The organism is Thermus sp. NEB1569, assembly GCF_022385295.1.
GTDB classification, from domain to species: Bacteria; Deinococcota; Deinococci; order Deinococcales; family Thermaceae; genus Thermus; species Thermus scotoductus.
Genome location: NZ_CP092445.1, coordinates 284,534 through 303,330, shown reverse-complemented (window position 1 = coordinate 303,330; position 18,797 = coordinate 284,534). Strand labels below are relative to the sequence as shown.

The window sequence follows — 18,797 nt, the reverse complement described above, 5'->3', positions numbered from 1 at the left end:
GCCTAAAGCGCCTCAGCCAGGCGGGCAAGGGCCTGGGGTTCCCGGACCTCCACCCTCCGGTAGCCCAGGTCCACCACCCCCGAAAGGGCCCACTCCCCCAGGAGCTTGGTCACGGTCTCCCGGGTGGCCCCCACCATACGGGCCAGGTCCTGGTGGGAAAAGGCCACCTCCCCCGCCTGGCTTAGCCTGAGGAGAAGCCGGGCCAAGCGCTGGCTCACGGAGAGGTGGCGCAGTTCCCAAAGCCGCTCCTCCGCCTCCTTCAGCCGGGCGTAGAGGGCCTCCAGGAGGAAGCGCTCCACCTCGGGAAAACGCGCCCGCACGGGGGCCAGGGCTTCCTGGGGGGCGAAGAGGAACTCGGCGTAGGTCAGGGCGGTGGCCCCCGAAGTGCGCCTTCCTCCCCCCACCAGGGCCTCCTCCCCAAAAAGCCCCCCAGGCCCCACCACCCCCAAGGTGGCGGGCTCCCCTTCCGCCGAGCGGGGTCCCTCCAGCCAGACAAGCCCTTCCCGCACCAGGTACACCCCGTCCGCCCGGTCCCCCAGGGCGTAGAGGGGGGTACCCCGCAAGACCCTCTTGGGCTGGAACACCCTGGCCATCTCCCGCCGGGCCTCGAGGGAAAGCTCCTGGAACATGCCCCGAGTTTACAAAAAGAGGGGGGCTTCGGAGGAAGGGATAAGCCCCCGGGCCTCGGCCTCAGCGAAGAGCCGTTTCACCGCCTTTTCCCCTTCCTCCCCCACGTCCTGGCTGAACCCGTTCACATAGGTGCGCACATGGGCCCAGATCACCTCCTCCGAAAGCTCCTGGGCATGGGCTTTCAGGTAGGGAAGGGTTTCCTCGGGATGGGCAAAGGCGTATTCCAGGCTCCGCCGCACCGCCTCGTCCAGGGCCTGGATGAGCTCCTTCCCCAGATCCCGCCGGGCCAGGATGGCCCCCAAGGGAAGGGGCAGGCCCGTTTCCCCCTCCCACCACTCCCCCAGGTCCAGGACCCTGACCAGGCCGTACTCCGGGTAGGTGAAACGGCTTTCGTGGATGATGAGGCCTGCCTCCACCTCCCCTTGGGCCACCAGGGGCATGATCCGGTCGTAGCGCACCTCCACCGGCTCAAACCCTTCCGCGTACAGGGAGAGGAGCAAAAAGGCCGTGGTGTTCCGCCCGGGAATAGCCACCCGGGCTCCCTTTAGGCTCCTCAAGGGCTTTTTGGCCACCACCAAAGGGCCCACCCCTCTTCCCAAGGCTCCTCCGCTCCTCAGGGCCACATACCGGTCCCGCACCCTCCCATAGGCGGCATAGGAGAGCTTGGTCAGGGGTAGCCTCCCCTCCAAAGCCCAGCGGTTCAGGGTTTCCACGTCCTCCAAAACCGCCTCCACCGGAAGGGGGCTTTCCACAAGGCCATGGGTGAGGGCGTAGAAGATGAAGGTGTCGTTGGGGCAGGGGGAGTAGCCCAGCTTCAGAACCGGCGCCTCCATGAACCCTACTGTACCCCCTTGAGGGCTCGTTTGAAGAGCTCGGGGGCGAAGGCCTTGAGGGCTCTTAAAAACCCCGTGGCCCCCCGGGCCCGCCCCGGGATCACGTAGACCGGAACCCCCAGGCGCTCCGCCTCGAGGCGCACGGGCTCGGAGAAGTCATGCCCCACGTAGCTGGAAACGATCATCAGGCCATGGGCCTTCTCCAGGCGGTTCAGGATACGCCTCAGGGCCTCCTTGCCCACCCCGGCGGTATCCGCGTCAAACCAGTCCACCTTGAGGCCCCGGGCCTCGAGGAAAGGAACAAGCCGGCTTCTAAGCTGGGTGTGCCCACCCACCACCAAAAGGTGTTCCCCGTGGAACTGGGGAATGCCTTCCTGAAGGAGCTCCTCCTTGGTCTCGGGCAGGGCCTTTGGGCTTTCCTCCAAGGCCTCCAGGCCCCGGCTCACCGCCTTAAGCTCCTCCAGGTAAAGGGTAAGGCTCTCGTCGTGAGGCCTGAGGAACAGGAGGTTTCTCAGGACCTCCCGGGAAAGGTCCAGGTCCTTTTCCCGGTAGAGGGCTACCTCCAAGGCCTTCTGCCAGTACTCCGCCGCCTTCCGCCAGTTGCCCTGGGCCTCGTGGTGCTCCGCCAGGTCAAAGAGCACCTCCAGGGCCTGGGGGTCAGCCTTCAGTTCCTCCAGCAAGAGCCTTTCCACCTCCTCCCCCCGCCCCTCGGCATACAGGGCTGCCAGATACTGCCCCCGCACCTCCGAGGCCTCGGGGCTTTCCCGGAAACCACGGGAAAGCCGGTAGGCCAGGGCCAGAAGCTCCAGGGGGGGCTTGGGCGTGCGGGAAAGGGCCTGGTAGAGAAGGCTGAAAGCAGCCCAGGGACCCTCCAACCTCTCCAGAAGGGCAAGGAGCCCCATGAGGTCCTCCTCGGCCACCTCGGAAAGCCCGGCATCCCGGGCCCGGGAGAGAAGCTCCCTGGCCAGGACCTCCTCTCCCCCCTTCAGGGCCTCCTGGGCCAGCTGGAACAGGTAGGGGGCAGGGTAGGCCCTCAAGGCGTGGGCCCGCTTGTGGTCCCCCAGGATCTCTTTAAGGGGCCGCCTGAGGGCCCTCTTCACCTGGGCCAGGTGGTGGTAGGCCAGGCCCGCCACCTCCCCTGTTCCCCGCTCCGCCGCCCGCTCCAAAAGGCGCAGGGCCTCTAGGTGGCGCCCCTCCCGTTCCCGGAGCATCCCAAGAAGCAGCAAGGCCTCGGGGATCTCCGCCCGGGCCAAGGCCTCGGTGAGGTAGGGCTCCACCGGCTTTAAATCCTCTAGAGGCCGCACCTCCAGAGGGGAGCGCACCCTTAGGGCCACCAAGGCGAGCCCTAAGAAGCCCTCGGCCTCGTCCAGATCCGCAAGCCTCCTGGCATACCGCTCCGCCCGGGCAAAAAGCCCCTGGATCAGGGCGGCCTTTAAGCCAAGCCGGAGCATCTCCCGGGTCAGGAGGGTTGGGGAAAGGTCCTCCACAAACTCCGCCCGGCGGCTTACCTCCGCCCACTCCCCTTCCCGGGCGAAGCGGCGCATGCGCTCGGTGATCCGCTCCAGGGCCTCCCGCACGTACCCTTCCGCCTCGGGCAGGCCCGATTCCACAAACTGCCTGAGGGCGTCCGCATACCGCCCCAGGCTCAGGTAGACCCGGCCCAGGTAAATGCGGTACCTCCCACCCCTCCCGGCCAGGGCCTCGAGGCGGGGCCTGGCCCGCTCGTACTCCCCGAGCTCCACCAGCACCATGGCCCTCAGGTCCTCCGCCTCCTCGGAAAGAGCCCGCCTTAAGACCTCCTCCGCCTCGGCATAGCGGGAAAGGGCGAAAAGGGCCCGCCCCCTCAGGCAGGCCGCCTCCCCTTCCACTCCCTCGGGCAGATGGGCCAGCACCTCCGCATACCGCCCTGCGGCCAGAAGCTCCCGCACCTCGGAAAGATCCCCCTGAACCAGAACGGGAACCTGCAGGGGTGCCTCCTCGAGGTCCAGGGAAGCTTCCTCGTCCACCGCCAGGGACCAGGCCTCCTCTTTAACCTCCAGTGCCTCGGGCCTTCTCGCCAGCACCAGAAAGTACTCCCCTTCCCCCACCCGCTCCACCTGGTCAAACCCCAGGTGCTTTAGGCCTTCCTCCACCCCTTCCGGGCTTTTGCCCAGGAAGGGTCCGTGGCCGTAGATCAAAAGCCCACCGGGCCTCAAAAGCCGGGCCAGAAGGGGAAGGCGATCAAAGAAACTGAAGCACTTCCAGAAGGAAGGGGCCTCGAGGCGGCTTTCCAGCTCCTGGTCTACAAAGCCCTCGGGGAACACGGAAAGGAGAAGCAGGGTGTCAAAGGGAGGAAGCTCCGCCTCCTCCGCCCAGGCCGCATGCCAAACCACCTCGGGCACCCGCTTTTTCCCAAGCTCCACGGCCTTCTCCACCCCGTCCAGGGCGTGGAAGGAAAGCTCGGGCCGCTTCCTTTGCAAATATCCCACCAAGGCCCCGGTGAAGGCCCCCACCTCCAAAACCCGCCCCTCCAAGCGGGAAGGCACCTCCCGGGCGTAGAACTCCAAAAAGGGCAGGTGCATGCCGTAGACCAGGGCCTCCCCCTTGGGCACCTTGAGGATCTCCTGGTAGAAACTTCGCACCGCCTCCCTGCCGCCCCCCGAAAGGTAGGCCCGCCAGGCCTTGAGAACAGGCTCCCGCTTGGCGGGGCTTCCCACCCGCTTGGCCAACTCGGCCTCAAAACGCCCAGGGGAAACCGGCCCCAAAACGCCAAACCGCTCCTTCAGGTATAGCCTTAGCTCATCGGGCATTTGCCGGAAGTCTACCAAAGGGAGGGGGGGTTGGTCCAGCAGAAACCCCCCGCCCGGGCATAACCCCAAGCGGGGGGAACCCCGGCCCGCTAGGCGGGAACCTCCCTAGCGAAGAGGTCGGCGTAGCGCCGCTTGGCCCGCATGGGAGCCCGGTGGTAAACGTAGGAGGCCAGGAGGGGGAAGGCCAGGGTGGCCTCGGCGAAGACCATCTGGGAAAGGGCGGCGTCCACCTTGCCCCAGCTTTGGGCCTCGGAGAGGGTGGAGCCGGAAAGCCCCCCATCCCGCTCGTCGGCCACGGTGATCTGGATAGCGTACTTGTGCATCTCCACCTGGTGGCCCAGCACCTCGGCCGCCACCACGATGTCCTGGGCGAAGTTCTTGGGCACCCCACCCCCCAGCATCACCAGGCCCGTGGTGCCGGCTTTGAGCTTGATCTGGGTGAGCTCGCGGAAGTCGGCCACGGAGTCAATGGTCACGTGGGCCTTGGGGTTTTTCACCTGGTGGTAGACCAGGCCGAAGCCTGCGGAGGAGTCGGAGAAGGCAGGCACGAAGATGGGCACCCCCTCCTCGTAAGCAGCCCGGACGATGCTCTTCTCCCCCAGGCCCCTTTCCGCCAGGTAGCGGCCCATGTGCCAGATGAACTCCCGACTGGAGTAGGGCCTAGGCTCCAGGGAATCGGCGATCTCGGCGATGGTGTAGTCCGTGTGGCGGAGCTCCTCCTCGTCGATGTAGGTGTCGTAGATGCGGTCAATCCAAAGCTGCCTAAGGGCTTCATCGTCAGCCTTGGGGTCTCCCTGGTAGTGGCGGTGGCCCAAGGCCTCAAAGAAGTCCTGGTCCACAATGTTGGCCCCGGTGGCCACGATAACGTCCACCAGGCCCTTCCGGATGAGGTCGTGGATGATGAGGCCCTGGCCCGCGGAAACCAGGCTCCCCGCCAGGGTGAGGATGACGCCGGCGTCGTCCTCCAGCATCTTGAGGTAGATCTCCGCCGCCCGGTGGAGGTTCCGGGCCTGGAAGGCCGTTTTTCCCATGGCCTCGAGGATGGGCCCAGCGTCAAAGGCCTTGATGTCTATGGGGACCACGGGCGTAGAGAGGAGTTCTTTCTTCTCCATCCTTCTCCTTTCTACGCGGGGTGGGCGTCGGGCGGCTCCCCCCTTGTTCGCGCCCCCTGCCTTTAGGGCAGGACTTCCAGTATACCACCCCCGGCGATGGGGGGGTAGACCTCGAGGGGGCCCTCCACTTCCTCGTGGGGCTCCACCATCCTTCCACCCACCGCCAGAAGCCAGGCCTCCTCCAGGGGAATGCCCAGCTTCTCCAGGGCTTCCTTGGGCGTCTTGGCCTCCACCTCCAAAGCCTCCCCAAACCGCCTAAGGTCCCCGTGGAGAATGACCCTCATGGGATGATCCTCAAAAACCCCGTGTCTATTCTCGTCACCGGCAACCCCAGCTTTAGTATCCCTCCTGCACCACGTTCCTAAGAGGCTCCCCCCGGAGGTATCGCCCCACCTGCTCCGCCAAAAACCGGGCCGCCCGGCGGTGGAAACCCTGGGAAAGCCCAGCCACATGCGGGGTGATGAGGACTCCAGGAGCCTGCCAAAGAGGATGGTCGGAAGGTAGGGGCTCAGGGTCAGTGACATCCAAGGCTGCCCGAACCTTCCCCTCCCGTAGCGCCTCGAGGAGGGCTTCTGTGTCCACCACTGGCCCCCGGCCGGCGTTCACCAGAAGGGCCCCCGGCTTCATCCAGGAAAGAAACTCCCGGTCCACCAGCCCCCGGGTTTCGGGGGTAAGGGGAAGCAGAACCACCACGGCATCCGCCTGGGGCAGAAGATGCGGGAGGTCCTGGGGAGTGTAGACCCCAGGGCGGGCGTGCCTGGCCACGGGAAGCACCTCCACCCCAAAGGCCCTAAGCCTCTCCTCCACGGCTTTCCCGATGGAACCGTAGCCCAATAGAAGCACCTTCTTGCCCTCGAGGTCGGCCAGCACCCTGGGAGCCCAGCGCCCTTCCCCCTGGGCCTGCAAAAAGGCAGGCAGGTCCTTAAGGAGGGCCAAAAGGCTCATCATCACCCACTCCGCCACGGGCACGTCGTGGATGCCCGAGCCATCGCAAAGCACCACCCCCTCGGGCACAAGGGGCAGGATCCAGTCCACCCCGGCGGAAAGGGTCTGGACCACCTTGACCTCCACTTGTTCCAGCACCCGCCGCACCACCGCCTCCTGGCCGAAAGGAGGCAGGAAGAAGTCCACCGCCTTGGGCCAAGGCTCTTCCAGGTAATATACCTCCACCTCTTGGGGTAAAAGGGCAAAGACCTCTTCCCTAAGCCTTGGGCTCAAGATGCGCACGCTAGCCTTCCGGCTGACCACGGGTCACCTCCATGTACACATCCTCCCTGCCCTTGGGCCCCGGGCCCAGGCCCACCTGGCGGAAACCCGCCTTCTCAAAAGCCCGCCTGGCCCTTACGTTATGGGCGAAGGTGCGAAGCTTCACCCGCTTAAGGCCCAAAGGGCCGAAGGCGTAGGCCAAGGCCGCCCGCACCGCCTCGGTGCCGTAGCCCTGCCCCCAGCGGTCCTTCCGCCCGATGAGGATGCCCAAGGTAGCCTCCTCCGGGGTGAGATCGTAAAGCTCCAGGGTCCCCAGGTACTCCCCCTTCTCGTCCAAAATGACAAAGGCCAGGCGGTCCTTGCGGCGCATCTCCGCCAGGACGAAACGCTTGAAAAGCCAGAAAGGCGAGCGCAAGGGGCTCGAGCCGTTCCACTCCGCCACCTCAGGATCGCGGAAGGTTTCGTAAAGCCCCTTCCACTCCTCCTCGGTGAGCCCCGCGCTAAAGGGCTTCAGCGTAACGCGGCCATAGCGGGGCCAGTCCACACGAATAGCCTAACGGAGGCTAGGGGTAAAGCCCCCTGAGGGCCCTGGCCTCGAGGACCCGGGTGGCGGCCACCACATAGGCCGCCGTGCGCAAGGGAATCTTCTTCTCCTGGCTCACCTGCCACACCGCCTCAAAGGCATTTCTAAGGACCCGCTCCAAACGTGCGTTGATCTCTTCCTCCGTCCAGAAGTAGGAGTTGAAGTCCTGCACCCACTCAAAGTAGCTCACCGTCACCCCCCCGGCGTTGGCGATCACGTCGGGCACCACCAAAACCCCCTTCTCCAGGAGGATATCGTCGGCAGCCGGGGTGGTGGGGCCGTTGGCTCCCTCGGCGACGATCTTGGCCTGGATGCGCCAGGCATTCTGCTCGGTGATCTGCTTTTCCAAAGCCGCAGGGATGAGAAACTCTGCGGGCACGGCCCAGAACTCGGGATTGGGCAGGGGCTCGGCCTTGGGGTAACCCCGCACCCCTCCGAACTCCGCCACGTGCCGGAGAAGGTCATAAGGATCTATCCCCGCCTCGTTGTAGATGGTGCCCGTGTGGTCCTGGATGGCGATGATCCGGGCCCCGTGGTCGTGGAAGATGCGGGCAGCGGCGTTCCCCACGTTGCCGAAGCCCTGGAGGATGACCCGGCTTCCCTCTATGGGAAGGCCGATCTTCTCCGCCGCCGCCCTGGCGGTGACGAAGACCCCGCGGCCCGTGGCATCCCGCCTTCCCAAGGAACCCCCCAGGGCAATGGGCTTTCCCGTCACCACCCCGGGCACCGTGCGGCCCACGTTCATGGAAAAGGTGTCCATCATCCAGGCCATCTCCCGCTCTCCGGTGTTCACATCGGGGGCAGGAATGTCCCGATCCGGGCCCAAAAGGATCCCGATCTCCGAGGTGTAGCGGCGGGTGAGGCGCTCCAGCTCCCCCGGGGAAAGCTTCTTGGGGTCCACCCGGATGCCCCCCTTGCCGCCCCCATAGGGCAGGCCCACGGCGGCATTCTTAATGGTCATCCAGGCGGCCAGGGCCATCACCTCGGAAAGGGTCACCTCGGGGTGGTAGCGCACTCCCCCCTTGGCCGGCCCCCGGGCGGTGTTGTGGTGGACCCGGTAGCCCTCAAAATACGCCACGGTGCCGTCGTCCAGGTGAATGGGTACGTCCACGATCAAAATCCGCTTGGGCCTTTTAAGGCTTTCCGCCAAGGGGGCATACCGCCCCAGGTAGGGGACCACCCGGTCCACCTGCTCCACGAAGATCTCCCAAGGACCGCCGTCCTTGCCCAGGTAGGAAAGGGGTTCGCTCTTCATAGACACTCCTCTTAGGGGTAGACGCCTCTTAGCCGCGTGGCCTCGTTCACCCGTTCCAAGGCCAGGGCCATGGCCCCGGTGCGCAAATCGGTGGAAAGAACCTCAGCCCTATCGCACACCTCAGCCACCGCCTTGGCCACGCTCTTAGCGAAGCTTTGCCGCACCTCCTCCTCGCTCCAGAAGAACATGTTGAGATCCTGTACCCATTCCAGGTAACTGGCCAAAAGCCCCCCGCCCCCCGTTAGGAGATCCGGCACCACCAAAATCCCCTTGCCCAGGAGGTAGGCTTCGGCCTCCTGGGTCAGGCCGAAGTTGGCAGCCTCCAGCACCACCTGGGCCCGGACCGCCTTGGCTGTGTCCCCCTTCAAGGCTCCCTCGAGGGCCGCCAGGACCAGGTAGTCCACATCCAAGGCGAAAAGCTCCTCCGGGGCAAGGTCGTAGCGGGGAAGCTCTCCCGTGGCCTCGTAGTGGCGCAGGACCTCGGCCACCTCGAGGCCCTCTTCCTGGTACATGGCCCCCCGGGCCGTGGATACCGCCACCACCTTCAAGCCCATCCCTTCGGCATGCAAGGCGAAACTGCCTCCCACCTGGCCGAAGCCCTGCACCGCCACCCTGGCCCCTTCCAGGGGAAGCCCCCGGCGCCCGGCAAGCTCCTTGAGCACCAGGGCCACCCCAAGCCCAGCGGCATCGTCCCGGCCCTCGCTCCCCCCAAGGGCATGGGGCTTGCCCGTCACCACCCCGGGCACCGTGGAGCCCACGGTCATGGAGTAGGTGTCCATGATCCAGGCCATCACCTGCTGGTCGGTCCCCAGGTCGGGGCCCAAGATGTCGATGTCGGGCCCGATCAGGTTGACCAGCTCGGCGGTGTAACGGCGCACCAGCCGCTCGAGCTCCCTCCGGGAAAGAAGCCTGGGGTCGGCGGCAATCCCCCCCGCCGCCCCGCCAAAGGGCAGATCGTAAACGGCCGCCTTCAAGGTCATCCAGGCGGCCAGGCCCGCCGTCTGGCCCAGGGTTACCTTGGGATGAATCCTCACCCCCCCCTTAGCGGGCCCCCGGGCGATATCGTGCACCACCCGATAGCCCTGGAAAACCCGCACCTTCCCGTCGTCCATGACCACGGGCAGGGAAACCGTGACCAGGCGCTTGGGGTGAGCCAGGTACTCCACCGTGGTGGGGTGGATCGCCGCCACCCTTAAGGTCTTTTCCAATCGCTCCAGGAAGGCCTCCCAGAGGCCAGGGTCCTCCGGGGACCTGTATGCGGGAATAGCCATAGCCTCACCGGAGGGGATTATACCCCGCTCCAAAGCCCAAACCCCATGGGGCCCTCAAATCGACCAGCCTCGGCCCGGGGCGGGATCAGGAGAGCCTCTCCGCTTCCTTAAGGGCCAAGGCCCTAAGGGCCTCCTTGTAAGGGGATGGCGGCAAGGGCCTCAGGGCCTCCGCCGCCGAGCCTGCCCTCTCCCGGATGCGCTCCTCCACCTCCTTGGCCACCCCGCTTTCCCGGGCCAGGGTGCGGAGGCGCTCGAGGTCCCCTTCCCCTCGCCCCTTGCGCCTAAGGAGCTCCCGCACCTCCGGGTAACGCTCCATGAGGAGCAGGGTGATCAAGGTGGCCTTGCCCTCCCGCAGATCCCCCCCCACGGGCTTGCCCAAGGCCTCAGGGGTGCCCATGAGGTCCAGGTAATCGTCCCGCATCTGGAAGGCCTGGCCGTAGAGGAGGCCAAAGCGGGCCAAGGCCTCCCGCACCTCCCCATCCACCCCCTTGAGGAGGGCGGGGCCTTCCGTGCTGAGTTCCATAAGCACCGCCGTCTTGGCGGTGATGATGCGCTCGTAGTTTTCCAGGGAGTAGTCCTCAAGGGCCGCCACCTGGAACTGTAAAACCTCCCCCTCGCTTAGGGTTTTGGCCACCTGGGCAAAGCGCTCCACCAGCTCCAGGCTTCCCGTCTTGGCGATCACATGAAGGAGCCGCGAAAGGAGAAAATCCCCGGAGAGTACCGATACCGCATTGCCGTATTTACGAAAGGCCGCCTCCTTGCCCCTTCGGGTTTCGGCGTCGTCAATGAGGTCATCGTGAAGCAGGGTGGCGGAGTGCAAAAGCTCCACCGCCAAAGCCAGCTCCATCTCAAAGGGAGCACCTCCCAGGGCCCTCGAGGCCAACAACACCAACCGGGGGCGGATGCGCTTGCCCCCCGCCGTCACCAGGTCTTGGTGGATGAGGCGCACGAAGAGGACATCGGACTGGACCAGCTCGGAGAGGGCCTCCTCAAAGCGACGAAGGGAGGCCTCGAGGTCGGGAAGGACCACCACGCCCCCCAGTATAGCCTTAGGCCCCAGGGCAATCCTAAGCTAGGACCCAGCCATCCTGCCCGTCTGCGTGTCAAGCGCCACCCAGTTTAGTCCCTTCATAATCTCACCCCATCATCTCCTCGCGCCACTTGGGATTCAGTATAGCGAAACTCAGCCGGGTAAGGCCCGCCAGGAAGTCCACGTTCTCCACCGCCACCTCTTTAGGCACCTCCAGCACCGTGGGAGCGAAGTTGAGGATGCCCTTGATCCCTGCGGCCACCAAGCGGTCGGCGGCCTCTTGGGCGGCCTCCCGGGGCACGGTGAGAAGGGCGATCTCAATGCGGCCCGGAACCCTCACGGGGAGGAGGTCCAAATGCTCCACCACCCCGCTTCCCACCTTGCGGCCGATCTTCTCCGGGTCTATGTCAAAAAAGCCCCTAAGCTCAAAGCTCTCGCCAAACCCCGGATAATCGGCCAAAGCGCTACCCAGGCGGCCCATGCCCACGATGCAAAGACCCCATTTGCGGTTCAACCCCAGGATGTGGCGGAGCTCCCGCTTAAGCACGGGGACCGTGTAACCCACCCCTCGGGTGCCGTAGGAACCGAAGTAGGAGAGGTCCTTCCGCACCTGGAAAGCCGTTACCTGGGCCTCTTCTGCCAGCTGCTCGGAGCTGGTGCGGTGGATGCCCTTAGCCTCCAGTTCCTCCAGGATACGCAGGTAGGTCACCAACCGGCTGATGGCGGCGCTGGGTACCTTCATCGCACCTCCAGGGCCTCGAGGCCCAAGGCCTGCACTTTCGCTTTTAGCTCCTCTTTTTCCTCCTCGGCCACCGGGCCAATGCGGACCCGGTAAACCCCATCCTTGACCAACACCACCGGCAGGTCCATCTCCCTAAGCTTGCTTGCCAGGGCTAAGGCGTTTTCCTCTTTTTGGAAGGCTCCCACCTGCAGGTAGAGGGTGCTGGAGGCGGGCGGGGGTGCCCCCTGGCCCCGGTACACCTGGGCCCCATAGGAGGCCAGGACCTCCGCCACCCTGCGGGCCTCGGCCTCGCTGGTATAGGGACCCACCACCACCCGGGTCAGGTTCCCCGCGGGCTCCAGCCGGGCTGGGTAACCCTTCTCTACCAGCTCCTGGCGGAGCCTGGCCGCATTCCCCGGGTCGGCGAAGGCCCCCACCGCCACCCGGTAGGTTCCCCCCGACGCGGGTGCCGAAGGAGCAGGTGCGCTTGGAGGGGATCCTCCAGGCGAAGCTGTGGGTTTTTCCTGGGGTGCTGGCTTGGACTCCGCTGGAGCCTGGGGTAGGGGGAGCACGGTAACCACGGGTTCAGGGGCCGGTTTGGCCTCAGGGGAGGGCACCTGGGGGGCAGGCTCCACCTTGGGAGGCTGGTCCGGGGAAGGAGGGGGCGAGGAGGTGACCGAAGGCCCGGGCATGGGCGAGGCACTCTCCCTTGGCCGGGCAAAGGGATTGATGCCGGTTAGGTAAAGGACAATGCCCGCCGCCACCAGGGCGATGAGGAGAAAGATGAGGAAGTCCAACCAGTTCTCACGTAGCCAACGCATCCTACCTCCGAAGGAGCGCCTGGGCCTCCTTGGAGCCCAAGGCCGCCGCTTGGGCCAAGGCCCGCTCTGCCTCCGCCTCCCGGCCCAAGCCCCTCAGGGCCAGGCCCAGGTTATACCAGGCTGCCGCCTGCTTGGGCGCCTTGGCCAACACCTCCCTCAGCACCACCTCCCCTTCCCCAAAGCGGCCGAGGCCCACCAGGGCCGCCGCCAGGTTCACCCCCACCTCCGGACTCCGGCTGGACTCATAAAGGGGGCGGAGGAGGGCCAGGGCCTCCTCGAGGCGGCCCATCTCCAGGAGCAACGTGCCCCGTAGGGCCTGGGCCTCCGGGGAACCCACTCCCTCAAGAAGCTTAAGGGCCTCCTCCTTCCGGCCTAAGGCATAAGCGGCCTGGGCCTTGAGGAAGGTTCCCAAAGGCCCAGCCTCGTCGGCATAGCGGTAAGCGTTTTGGTAATCCTTCAGGCGCAAGGAGGCCACCGACAAGCTCAAGGCCACCTGGGGCTCCGGGCTTACCCGATAGGCGGAAAGCAGATAACCCATGGCTCCCTTGGCATCCCCCGCCTGAAGGCGCGCCTGCCCCAGAAGGTAGGCGGCTTCCCAAAGGGATGGATCCAAGGCATAAGCCTCCTTCAGCAAGGGCTCGGGACGGGAGGAGAGAAGCGCCTTGCGCAGAAGGAGCCTGGCCCTGGCCTTCCCCTCCACCGCCTTAAGCCCCCGGTCCAGCTCCCTCAAGGCCCTTTCCTTAAGCCCTTCCTCCGCCAGGATGCGGGCCAGAAGGTCCCAGGCCTCGGCCAGCTGAGGGGTGTGGTTAAGCAGACGATAGAGGACCGGAACCGCCTCGGGCCCGGCCTGGGCGGCATAAAGGGCCTGGGCCAGGGCCAAGTGGTAGGCGGGGCTACGCTCTGGGGTAAGCCCCTTCCTTAAAACCTCCGCCGCCTCCTTGGCCTGTCCCGCCTGGGTGAGGGCGCTGGCCCAGCCCAAAAAGGCCTCCTCGGTGGGGGAAAGCTCCGCCGCCTTGGCAAAGGCTTCCGCTGCCTCCTTAGGCTTTCCCAGGCGCAGGTAGACCTGGCCCAGGTTGAAATGCCCCTCGTAGCGGTCCGGGAAGAGCCGGACCATCTGGTCAAAGGCGAAGCGGGCCTCCTCGAGGCGGCCCAGGCGGAAGAGGCTCACCCCAAGGCCCAGATGGGCCTCAAAGCGGCCATAGTCCTGCGCTAGAACCTCTTCGTAAGCCAGGGCGGCCTGGACGTACTCCCCGGCTTTGAAAAGGGATTCTGCCCGCTCCAAGGAGGTTTGCGCCAAAGCCAAACCCAGCCCGAGGAGAAGGGAAAGGGCTTTGGGAAAAGGTCTCATCATAAGGGCCTCCAAACCCGTCGTTGCCCTTAGCATAGCATAGCTCCAGGCGAAAGGCCTTTTGCTATCCTAAGGACGTGGGTGGGGTCCCTGCTAAACCCTTGGACCTGGATGCCCCAAGGGTGCTGGTGCTGAATGCCGCCTACGAGGTCCTGGGGCTCGCCAGCATCAAGCGAAGCGTCCTCCTGGTGCTTTCCGGCGGAGCAGAGATGCTTTCGGAAAGCGGGCGCTACCTGCACACTCCCTCCACCCGGATCCCAGTCCCCAGCGTCATCCGCTTGAAGCGCCTGGTGCGGCGGGGGCCAAGCCGCATCCCCCTAAACCGCCGCAACATCCTGAGGCGGGACCGCTACACCTGCCAGTACTGCGGCCGCCAGGGAGGGGAGCTCACCGTGGACCACGTGCTTCCCAGAAGCCGGGGAGGCAGGAGCACCTGGGAGAACCTGGTGGCCGCCTGCCGCTCCTGCAACCTGAAGAAGGGGGACCGCACCCCCGAGGAGGCGGGGATGCGCCTACTAAAGCCTCCCCGGGCGCCCAAGGCGCCCCTTTTTCTTTCCGACCTGAAGGAGGTCCCCGAGGACTGGCAGCCCTACCTTCAAGCCTGGTTGTCCTAACCCCTAGCGCCGCACCGTGAGGACCACGGCCAAAAGCACCAAGCCTGCCCCCAGGTAGGCCCAGAGGGAAAGCACCTCCCTAAAGAGGAGGAAGGCGAACAGGTTGGCCACCACGGGCTCGAGGGTAGCCACCACGCTGGCCCGGGTGGCGGGAAGGCGCTTCAACCCTGCGTAGTAGGCCAGATAGGCCCCGTATGTGGAAAATACCCCTAAAAAGAGCAAGGCTTCCATGGCCCTTAGGCTCAAGGGAGCAAACTCCACCCAGGGCAGAAGCCCCAAGGCCCCCACGGGCAGGGCGTAGAGGAAGAGGGTGGGGGTGGCGTAGCGGGGAAGGTAGAGCTTGCCAAAGATGTAGTAAAGCGCATAGGTGAAGCCGGAAAGGAGCCCAAAGAAAAGGGCGAGGGACAGGACCCTTACCCCGCTTCCCCCTCCCACGCCCATAAGCCCCACCCCCAGCAGGGTCAGGGCCACCGCCAAAAGGCCGGTGCGGTCCAGGGGCTCCTTCAGGACCACCAGGGAAAGGAGGGCCACCCAGGCCGGAGCCGTGTACAGGAGAACGGAGGCCAAGGCCGCTCCCCCGTAGACCACCGCCAGCTGATAGGAACCGTAGAAGAGGGAAACCCCCACCAGGCCGAAAAGAAGGAGGGGCAAGGCATCCCGCCTTTCCACCCTAACCTGGCGCAGGAGCAGGGCGTGCAGGCCGAAGAAGACCCAGGCGATGCCTGCCCGGAAGAAGGCCACGGCCAGGGGGGTAAGCCCCTCCTCAAAGGCCAGGCGGCTTACGGGGCCGATGAGACCCCAAAGGAAGGCAGCCAGGAGCAGGTACAGGTAGCCCATGGGGAAGAGTGTATAATCCCCCCAGTGCCCTATGGAGGCTGACCTATGAGCGCGCGTACCCTTTTTGCCCTCCTTGTCCTCCTTCTTTTGGTCCTCTTCTCCTGGCTCAACTGGGGGGAGATCACCAAGCCCACCTCCCTATCCCTGGGCCTCAGCCGGGTGGAAGCCCCCTTGGGCCTGGTTCTGGTGGTGGCCCTGGGGGTGGTTTCCCTCCTCTACCTCATCTTCACCATCGGCCTGGAAACCGCCGCCCTTTTGGAGGTGCGGCGCTACGCCCGGGAGCTTCTCCACTACAAGAAGCTGGCCGAGGAGGCAGAGCAGAGCCGATACACCGAGCTTAGAGGCTATCTGGAGGCGGAGTTCAAGCGCCTGGCGGAGGCGGAGAAGGAGGAGATCCGGGCCCTCGAGGCCCGCCTGGCGGAAACCCTGGAAAAGCACGGGAACACCCTGGCCGCCTACATCGGCGAGCTGGAAGACCAGCTCCTAAGGCTCCTTCAGGGGCGGGGAGGAGAGAACACGTAAGCGCCGGCACCCCATCCCGGGGCCCGACGCTTAGGGGCCTCCTTCCCTTTTTTTCGGCGCTCCTACTCCACCAGCTCCACCAGGGCCAAGGGCGCCCCATCCCCCCGCCGGCGTTCCGCCAGCTTGAGCACCCGGGTGTACCCTCCGGCCCGGTTCTGGTACTTGGGGGCGATCTCGTCGAAGAGCTTCCGCACCAGCTTCACGTCCTGCAGGTCCCTCAGCACCAGGCGGCGGGCGTGCAGGTCCCCCCGCTTGGCCAGATGGATGAGGTGGTCCACGAAGCCGGTGAGCTCCTTGGCCTTGGGCACGGTGGTGGTGATGCGGCCGTGGGTGAGAAGGCTTTTGGCCTGGTTGCGGTAAAGAGCCAGGCGGTGGGAAGAGTGACGGTTCAGCTTTCTTCCAGACTTCAGGTGGCGCATGGTCTCACTCCTTTAGGGCGAATCCCTTTTTGGCCAAAGCCTCGCGGATCTCCTCGAGGCTCCTTTCCCCGATGCCGGGGATGTTCTTAAGGTCCTTGAGGTTCAAGGCCAAAAGCGCCCGCACCGACTCGATCCCCTCCTCCTTGAGGCTGTGGAGAACGCGGGTGGAAAGGCCAAGCTCCTCCAGGGGCAGGTCCAGGTCCTCCTCCCCTTCCGCACGCTCCACAGAAGCGGGTTCCGGGGCAGGGAGGGCGGTGGCCTGGGGGTTGGCGAAATAGGAAAGGTGCTCCTTGAGGATCTCCACCGCCTGGTTCAAGGCCTCCAAGGGGGTGACGGAGCCATCCGTCCAGATCCTTAAGGTGAGCTTGTCCAGGTCGGTGCGCTGGCCAAGCCGGGTATCCTCCACCTGGAAGGCCACCCGGCGCACGGGGGAGAAGATGGCGTCCACGGGGATGGAGTTGATGCGGTCCTTGATGCCGTGGCGCTCGGCGGGCACGTACCCCACACCCCGATCCACCCGCACCTCCATGTAAAGCTTGCCCCCTTTGTCCAAGGTGGCGATGGTGAGGTCCGGGTTCAGGATCTCCGCATCGGGGGGCACCACGAAATCCCTCGCCTTGACCACCCTGGGCCCTTCCGCCTTCAGGACCAGGGTGGTGGTCTGCATCTTGGGGTCCAGGAAACGCACCACCAGCTCCTTGAGGTTCAGGATGATCTCCACCACGTCCTCCTTGACCCCAGGAATGGTGGAGAACTCGTGAAGGACATCCTCAATGTAGACGCTGGTGACCGCGGTCCCGGGGATGGAGGAGAGGAGAATCCGCCTCAAGGGGTTGCCCAGGGTAACACCAAACCCCCGCTCCAGGGGCTCCAGGACAAACTCCCCGTACTCCCGCCCCTGGGTGCGCACCGTGAAGACCGGGGCTTTCAGCTTGCTCTCTAACATAGACCTCCTTGCCGGCAACACATGGGCCCGGTCCAGCCGGGCCCCTTTAGGGCTACCTGGAGTAGAACTCCACCACCAGCTGCTCGTTCACGGGAAGGGCCAGGTCCTCCCGATCGGGCAGGCGCAGGAACTTGCCCTTCATCCCTTCCACGTCCAGGGAGAGCCAGGGGCCCACCTTGCGCCCCTTCATGGCCTCGAGGTTCTCCCGGATGAAGGCCAGGTTCCGGCTACCCTCGGCGATGGCGATCTCGTCCCCAGGCTTCACCCGGTAGGCGGGAAGGTCCACCCGGCGGCCGTTCACGGTGATGTGGCCGTGGCGCACCATCTGCCGCGCCTGGCGGCGGCTCATCGCGAAGCCCAGCCGGTAGACCACGTTGTCCAGGCGGGACTCCAAAAGCCCCAGGAAGACGGTACCCGTAACCCCCTTCTTGCGGCTGGCCTCCTCAAAGAGGTTGCGGAACTGGGTTTCGGAGATCCCGTAGATGCGGCGGAGCTTCTGCTTCTCCCTCAGGCGCACCGCGTAGTCGGAAGGGCGGCGGGTACGCTTCTGCCCGTGCTGCCCCGGAGGATAGGGGCGGCGCTCCATGGCGCACTTGGGGCTGTAGCAACGCTCCCCCTTCAGGTAGAGCTTGACTCCTTCCCGGCGGCAAAGACGGCAAACTGGACCAATGTAACGACCCATCTTCTCCTACTCCTTACGAAGCCTTGCGGAACTTCTTCTTAGGCCGGCAGCCGTTGTGGGGCACAGGGGTGTCGTCCACGATGGACTTCACCTGCAAGCCCGAGGCCTGAAGGGCCCTGATGGCCTGCTCCCGGCCCGCCCCGGTGCCGCGCACGATCACGTCCACGCTCTGCATGCCGTAGGCCATGGCCTTCTTGGCCGCATCCATGGCCGCAAGCTGGGCAGCATAAGGGGTGCCCTTGCGGCTCCCCTTGTAGCCGATGACCCCGCCCGAGGACCAGGTGATGGGGTTGCCGTCCGGGTCGGTGATGGTGACGATGGTGTTGTTGTAGGAGGCGTGGATGTACGCCTTCCCACTGGCCACCTGTCGTTTGACTTTCTTCTTGGTCGCTTTTCTGGCCATACTCTCCCTCAGCTTTAGGAGTATCCACTGGCCCTAGAACTACTTCCTAGGAGCCTTCTTCTTGCCCGCCACGGTCTTGCGGGGACCCTTGCGGGTACGGGCATTGGTGCGGGTGCGCTGCCCCCTCACCGGCAATCCACGGCGGTGGCGGAGGCCCCGGTAGCAGCCGATATCCATGAGGCGCTTGATGTTGGCGGCCACCTCGGCCCGGAGCTCACCCTCCAGCTTCCAGGTGTTCTCCACGTACTCCCGAAGGCGCACCACCTCCGCCTCGGTGAGGTCCTTCACCCGGGTCGCCGGGTTGATGCCCGTCTTCTCCAGAGCCTCCTTGGCCCGGGCCGGCCCCACCCCGTAGATGTAGGTGAGGGCCACGTCCACCCGCTTGTTCCTAGGAATCTCCACACCTGCAATCCTCGCCACGTTCCCTCCTTAGCCTTGACGCTGCTTGTGCTTGGGGTTCTCGCAGATCACGTACACCCGGCCGTGCCGGCGCACCACCTTGCACTTCTCGCACATCTTCTTAACCGATGCCCGTACCTTCATCTCGCCTCCTACTTCCTGTACACGATGCGGCCCCGCGTGGGGTCGTAGGGGGTAATCTCCACCACCACCCGGTCCCCGGGCAGGATGCGGATGTAGTGCATGCGCATCTTGCCCGAGATGTAGGCCAGGATCTCCGGTCCCGAGTCCAGCTTCACCCGAAACGTGGTGTTGGGCAAAGCCTCGGTAACCACGCCTTCCGCCCGAATGGTGTCCTTCTCCTTCGCCATACCCC

The 18,797-nt window shown here is 65.3% G+C and carries 23 protein-coding genes; 2 read left to right on the top strand and 21 right to left on the bottom strand.

The window, feature by feature from the left end:
• Nucleotides 1-2 precede the first annotated feature (2 nt).
• The 13 genes from MI302_RS02160 to MI302_RS02100 form a co-directional block, all read right to left on the bottom strand.
• Entirely contained in the window at nucleotides 3-629 is a 627-nt protein-coding gene (locus tag MI302_RS02160; protein WP_015718065.1) for a Crp/Fnr family transcriptional regulator, read from the bottom strand.
• Nucleotides 630-638: 9 nt separating this feature from the next.
• Nucleotides 639-1,463 carry a menaquinone biosynthesis family protein gene (locus MI302_RS02155; RefSeq protein WP_015718066.1) on the bottom strand — a complete coding sequence of 275 codons (825 nt, stop codon included), beginning with the start codon at nucleotides 1,461-1,463 and terminating at the stop codon, nucleotides 639-641.
• 5 nt (nucleotides 1,464-1,468) lie between these two features.
• A complete protein-coding gene (locus MI302_RS02150) occupies nucleotides 1,469-4,252 on the bottom strand; it encodes a tetratricopeptide repeat protein (RefSeq protein ID WP_239726068.1) in 2,784 nt (927 codons plus the stop codon).
• 89 nt (nucleotides 4,253-4,341) lie between these two features.
• Entirely contained in the window at nucleotides 4,342-5,364 is a 1,023-nt protein-coding gene (locus MI302_RS02145; protein WP_239726067.1) for a deoxyhypusine synthase, read from the bottom strand.
• 62 nt (nucleotides 5,365-5,426) lie between these two features.
• Nucleotides 5,427-5,648 carry a hypothetical protein gene (locus MI302_RS02140; RefSeq protein WP_126200444.1) on the bottom strand — a complete coding sequence of 74 codons (222 nt, stop codon included), beginning with the start codon at nucleotides 5,646-5,648 and terminating at the stop codon, nucleotides 5,427-5,429.
• Nucleotides 5,649-5,700: 52 nt separating this feature from the next.
• Nucleotides 5,701-6,591: a 2-hydroxyacid dehydrogenase gene (locus tag MI302_RS02135; protein ID WP_239726491.1), complete on the bottom strand. Its 891-nt coding sequence runs from the start codon at nucleotides 6,589-6,591 to the stop codon at nucleotides 5,701-5,703.
• A 1-nt stretch (nucleotide 6,592) separates the two neighbouring features.
• Nucleotides 6,593-7,114: a GNAT family N-acetyltransferase gene (locus MI302_RS02130; protein WP_126187554.1), complete on the bottom strand. Its 522-nt coding sequence runs from the start codon at nucleotides 7,112-7,114 to the stop codon at nucleotides 6,593-6,595.
• 19 nt (nucleotides 7,115-7,133) lie between these two features.
• Complete coding sequence (locus MI302_RS02125; RefSeq protein ID WP_239726066.1) at nucleotides 7,134-8,408, bottom strand: Glu/Leu/Phe/Val dehydrogenase; 1,275 nt, start codon at nucleotides 8,406-8,408, stop codon at nucleotides 7,134-7,136.
• An 11-nt stretch (nucleotides 8,409-8,419) separates the two neighbouring features.
• Entirely contained in the window at nucleotides 8,420-9,679 is a 1,260-nt protein-coding gene (locus tag MI302_RS02120) for a Glu/Leu/Phe/Val dehydrogenase (protein ID WP_239726065.1), read from the bottom strand.
• 85 nt (nucleotides 9,680-9,764) lie between these two features.
• Complete coding sequence (locus MI302_RS02115; RefSeq protein WP_239726490.1) at nucleotides 9,765-10,709, bottom strand: polyprenyl synthetase family protein; 945 nt, start codon at nucleotides 10,707-10,709, stop codon at nucleotides 9,765-9,767.
• Between the two features lie 106 nt (nucleotides 10,710-10,815).
• On the bottom strand, nucleotides 10,816-11,451 hold the full coding sequence (locus tag MI302_RS02110; RefSeq protein ID WP_126178527.1) for a redox-sensing transcriptional repressor Rex: 636 nt from the start codon (nucleotides 11,449-11,451) through the stop codon (nucleotides 10,816-10,818).
• Nucleotides 11,448-12,251, bottom strand: a complete 804-nt coding sequence (locus tag MI302_RS02105) for an SPOR domain-containing protein (RefSeq protein ID WP_126203437.1) — start codon at nucleotides 12,249-12,251, stop codon at nucleotides 11,448-11,450. The genes MI302_RS02110 and MI302_RS02105 overlap by 4 nt, the downstream gene beginning before the upstream one ends.
• A 1-nt stretch (nucleotide 12,252) precedes the next feature.
• Complete coding sequence (locus MI302_RS02100) at nucleotides 12,253-13,602, bottom strand: tetratricopeptide repeat protein (protein ID WP_239726064.1); 1,350 nt, start codon at nucleotides 13,600-13,602, stop codon at nucleotides 12,253-12,255.
• A 98-nt stretch (nucleotides 13,603-13,700) separates the two neighbouring features.
• On the opposite strand from MI302_RS02100, the gene MI302_RS12160 reads away from it, so the two are divergent.
• Nucleotides 13,701-14,213 carry an HNH endonuclease gene (locus tag MI302_RS12160; protein WP_026329021.1) on the top strand — a complete coding sequence of 171 codons (513 nt, stop codon included), beginning with the start codon at nucleotides 13,701-13,703 and terminating at the stop codon, nucleotides 14,211-14,213.
• 3 nt (nucleotides 14,214-14,216) lie between these two features.
• On the opposite strand, the gene MI302_RS02085 is transcribed toward MI302_RS12160, so the two are convergent.
• Nucleotides 14,217-15,050, bottom strand: a complete 834-nt coding sequence (locus MI302_RS02085) for a DMT family transporter (protein WP_239726063.1) — start codon at nucleotides 15,048-15,050, stop codon at nucleotides 14,217-14,219.
• A gap of 45 nt (nucleotides 15,051-15,095) precedes the next feature.
• On the opposite strand from MI302_RS02085, the gene MI302_RS02080 reads away from it, so the two are divergent.
• On the top strand, nucleotides 15,096-15,572 hold the full coding sequence (locus tag MI302_RS02080) for a hypothetical protein (protein ID WP_038030040.1): 477 nt from the start codon (nucleotides 15,096-15,098) through the stop codon (nucleotides 15,570-15,572).
• A gap of 62 nt (nucleotides 15,573-15,634) precedes the next feature.
• Here the strand turns inward: MI302_RS02080 and rplQ are convergent, their stop codons facing one another.
• From rplQ to infA, 7 genes are read right to left on the bottom strand one after another with little or no spacing between them, the layout of a single operon-like run.
• On the bottom strand, nucleotides 15,635-15,991 hold the full coding sequence (gene rplQ / locus MI302_RS02075; RefSeq protein ID WP_019550483.1) for a 50S ribosomal protein L17: 357 nt from the start codon (nucleotides 15,989-15,991) through the stop codon (nucleotides 15,635-15,637).
• Between the two features lie 4 nt (nucleotides 15,992-15,995).
• Nucleotides 15,996-16,937, bottom strand: a complete 942-nt coding sequence (locus tag MI302_RS02070) for a DNA-directed RNA polymerase subunit alpha (RefSeq protein WP_126164603.1) — start codon at nucleotides 16,935-16,937, stop codon at nucleotides 15,996-15,998.
• 52 nt (nucleotides 16,938-16,989) lie between these two features.
• On the bottom strand, nucleotides 16,990-17,619 hold the full coding sequence (rpsD, locus tag MI302_RS02065) for a 30S ribosomal protein S4 (RefSeq protein WP_019550485.1): 630 nt from the start codon (nucleotides 17,617-17,619) through the stop codon (nucleotides 16,990-16,992).
• Nucleotides 17,620-17,632: 13 nt separating this feature from the next.
• The gene (rpsK, locus tag MI302_RS02060) at nucleotides 17,633-18,022 is read right to left on the bottom strand and encodes a 30S ribosomal protein S11 (RefSeq protein WP_015718086.1); all 390 of its coding nucleotides are present in this window, start codon (nucleotides 18,020-18,022) and stop codon (nucleotides 17,633-17,635) included.
• A 39-nt stretch (nucleotides 18,023-18,061) separates the two neighbouring features.
• The gene (gene rpsM, locus MI302_RS02055) at nucleotides 18,062-18,442 is read right to left on the bottom strand and encodes a 30S ribosomal protein S13 (RefSeq protein WP_015718087.1); all 381 of its coding nucleotides are present in this window, start codon (nucleotides 18,440-18,442) and stop codon (nucleotides 18,062-18,064) included.
• A 9-nt stretch (nucleotides 18,443-18,451) separates the two neighbouring features.
• The gene (rpmJ, locus tag MI302_RS02050) at nucleotides 18,452-18,565 is read right to left on the bottom strand and encodes a 50S ribosomal protein L36 (protein ID WP_014514895.1); all 114 of its coding nucleotides are present in this window, start codon (nucleotides 18,563-18,565) and stop codon (nucleotides 18,452-18,454) included.
• 8 nt (nucleotides 18,566-18,573) lie between these two features.
• Nucleotides 18,574-18,792: a translation initiation factor IF-1 gene (infA, locus tag MI302_RS02045; RefSeq protein ID WP_003043942.1), complete on the bottom strand. Its 219-nt coding sequence runs from the start codon at nucleotides 18,790-18,792 to the stop codon at nucleotides 18,574-18,576.
• Nucleotides 18,793-18,797: the final 5 nt, after the last annotated feature.

What these genes read in the sequence shown, in the direction of transcription:
- MI302_RS02160 (WP_015718065.1), bottom strand. Translation starts at nt 629, where the DNA reads ATGTTCCAGGAGCTTTCCCTCGAGGCCCGGCGGGAGATGGCCAGGGTG.
- MI302_RS02155 (WP_015718066.1), bottom strand. Translation starts at nt 1,463, where the DNA reads ATGGAGGCGCCGGTTCTGAAGCTGGGCTACTCCCCCTGCCCCAACGAC.
- MI302_RS02150 (WP_239726068.1), bottom strand. Translation starts at nt 4,252, where the DNA reads ATGCCCGATGAGCTAAGGCTATACCTGAAGGAGCGGTTTGGCGTTTTG.
- MI302_RS02145 (WP_239726067.1), bottom strand. Translation starts at nt 5,364, where the DNA reads ATGGAGAAGAAAGAACTCCTCTCTACGCCCGTGGTCCCCATAGACATC.
- MI302_RS02140 (WP_126200444.1), bottom strand. Translation starts at nt 5,648, where the DNA reads ATGAGGGTCATTCTCCACGGGGACCTTAGGCGGTTTGGGGAGGCTTTG.
- MI302_RS02125 (WP_239726066.1), bottom strand. Translation starts at nt 8,408, where the DNA reads ATGAAGAGCGAACCCCTTTCCTACCTGGGCAAGGACGGCGGTCCTTGG.
- MI302_RS02120 (WP_239726065.1), bottom strand. Translation starts at nt 9,679, where the DNA reads ATGGCTATTCCCGCATACAGGTCCCCGGAGGACCCTGGCCTCTGGGAG.
- MI302_RS02110 (WP_126178527.1), bottom strand. Translation starts at nt 11,451, where the DNA reads ATGAAGGTACCCAGCGCCGCCATCAGCCGGTTGGTGACCTACCTGCGT.
- MI302_RS02105 (WP_126203437.1), bottom strand. Translation starts at nt 12,251, where the DNA reads ATGCGTTGGCTACGTGAGAACTGGTTGGACTTCCTCATCTTTCTCCTC.
- MI302_RS02100 (WP_239726064.1), bottom strand. Translation starts at nt 13,602, where the DNA reads ATGATGAGACCTTTTCCCAAAGCCCTTTCCCTTCTCCTCGGGCTGGGT.
- MI302_RS02085 (WP_239726063.1), bottom strand. Translation starts at nt 15,050, where the DNA reads ATGGGCTACCTGTACCTGCTCCTGGCTGCCTTCCTTTGGGGTCTCATC.
- MI302_RS02080 (WP_038030040.1), top strand. Translation starts at nt 15,096, where the DNA reads ATGAGCGCGCGTACCCTTTTTGCCCTCCTTGTCCTCCTTCTTTTGGTC.
- rplQ (WP_019550483.1), bottom strand. Translation starts at nt 15,991, where the DNA reads ATGCGCCACCTGAAGTCTGGAAGAAAGCTGAACCGTCACTCTTCCCAC.
- MI302_RS02070 (WP_126164603.1), bottom strand. Translation starts at nt 16,937, where the DNA reads ATGTTAGAGAGCAAGCTGAAAGCCCCGGTCTTCACGGTGCGCACCCAG.
- rpsD (WP_019550485.1), bottom strand. Translation starts at nt 17,619, where the DNA reads ATGGGTCGTTACATTGGTCCAGTTTGCCGTCTTTGCCGCCGGGAAGGA.
- rpsK (WP_015718086.1), bottom strand. Translation starts at nt 18,022, where the DNA reads ATGGCCAGAAAAGCGACCAAGAAGAAAGTCAAACGACAGGTGGCCAGT.
- rpmJ (WP_014514895.1), bottom strand. Translation starts at nt 18,565, where the DNA reads ATGAAGGTACGGGCATCGGTTAAGAAGATGTGCGAGAAGTGCAAGGTG.
- infA (WP_003043942.1), bottom strand. Translation starts at nt 18,792, where the DNA reads ATGGCGAAGGAGAAGGACACCATTCGGGCGGAAGGCGTGGTTACCGAG.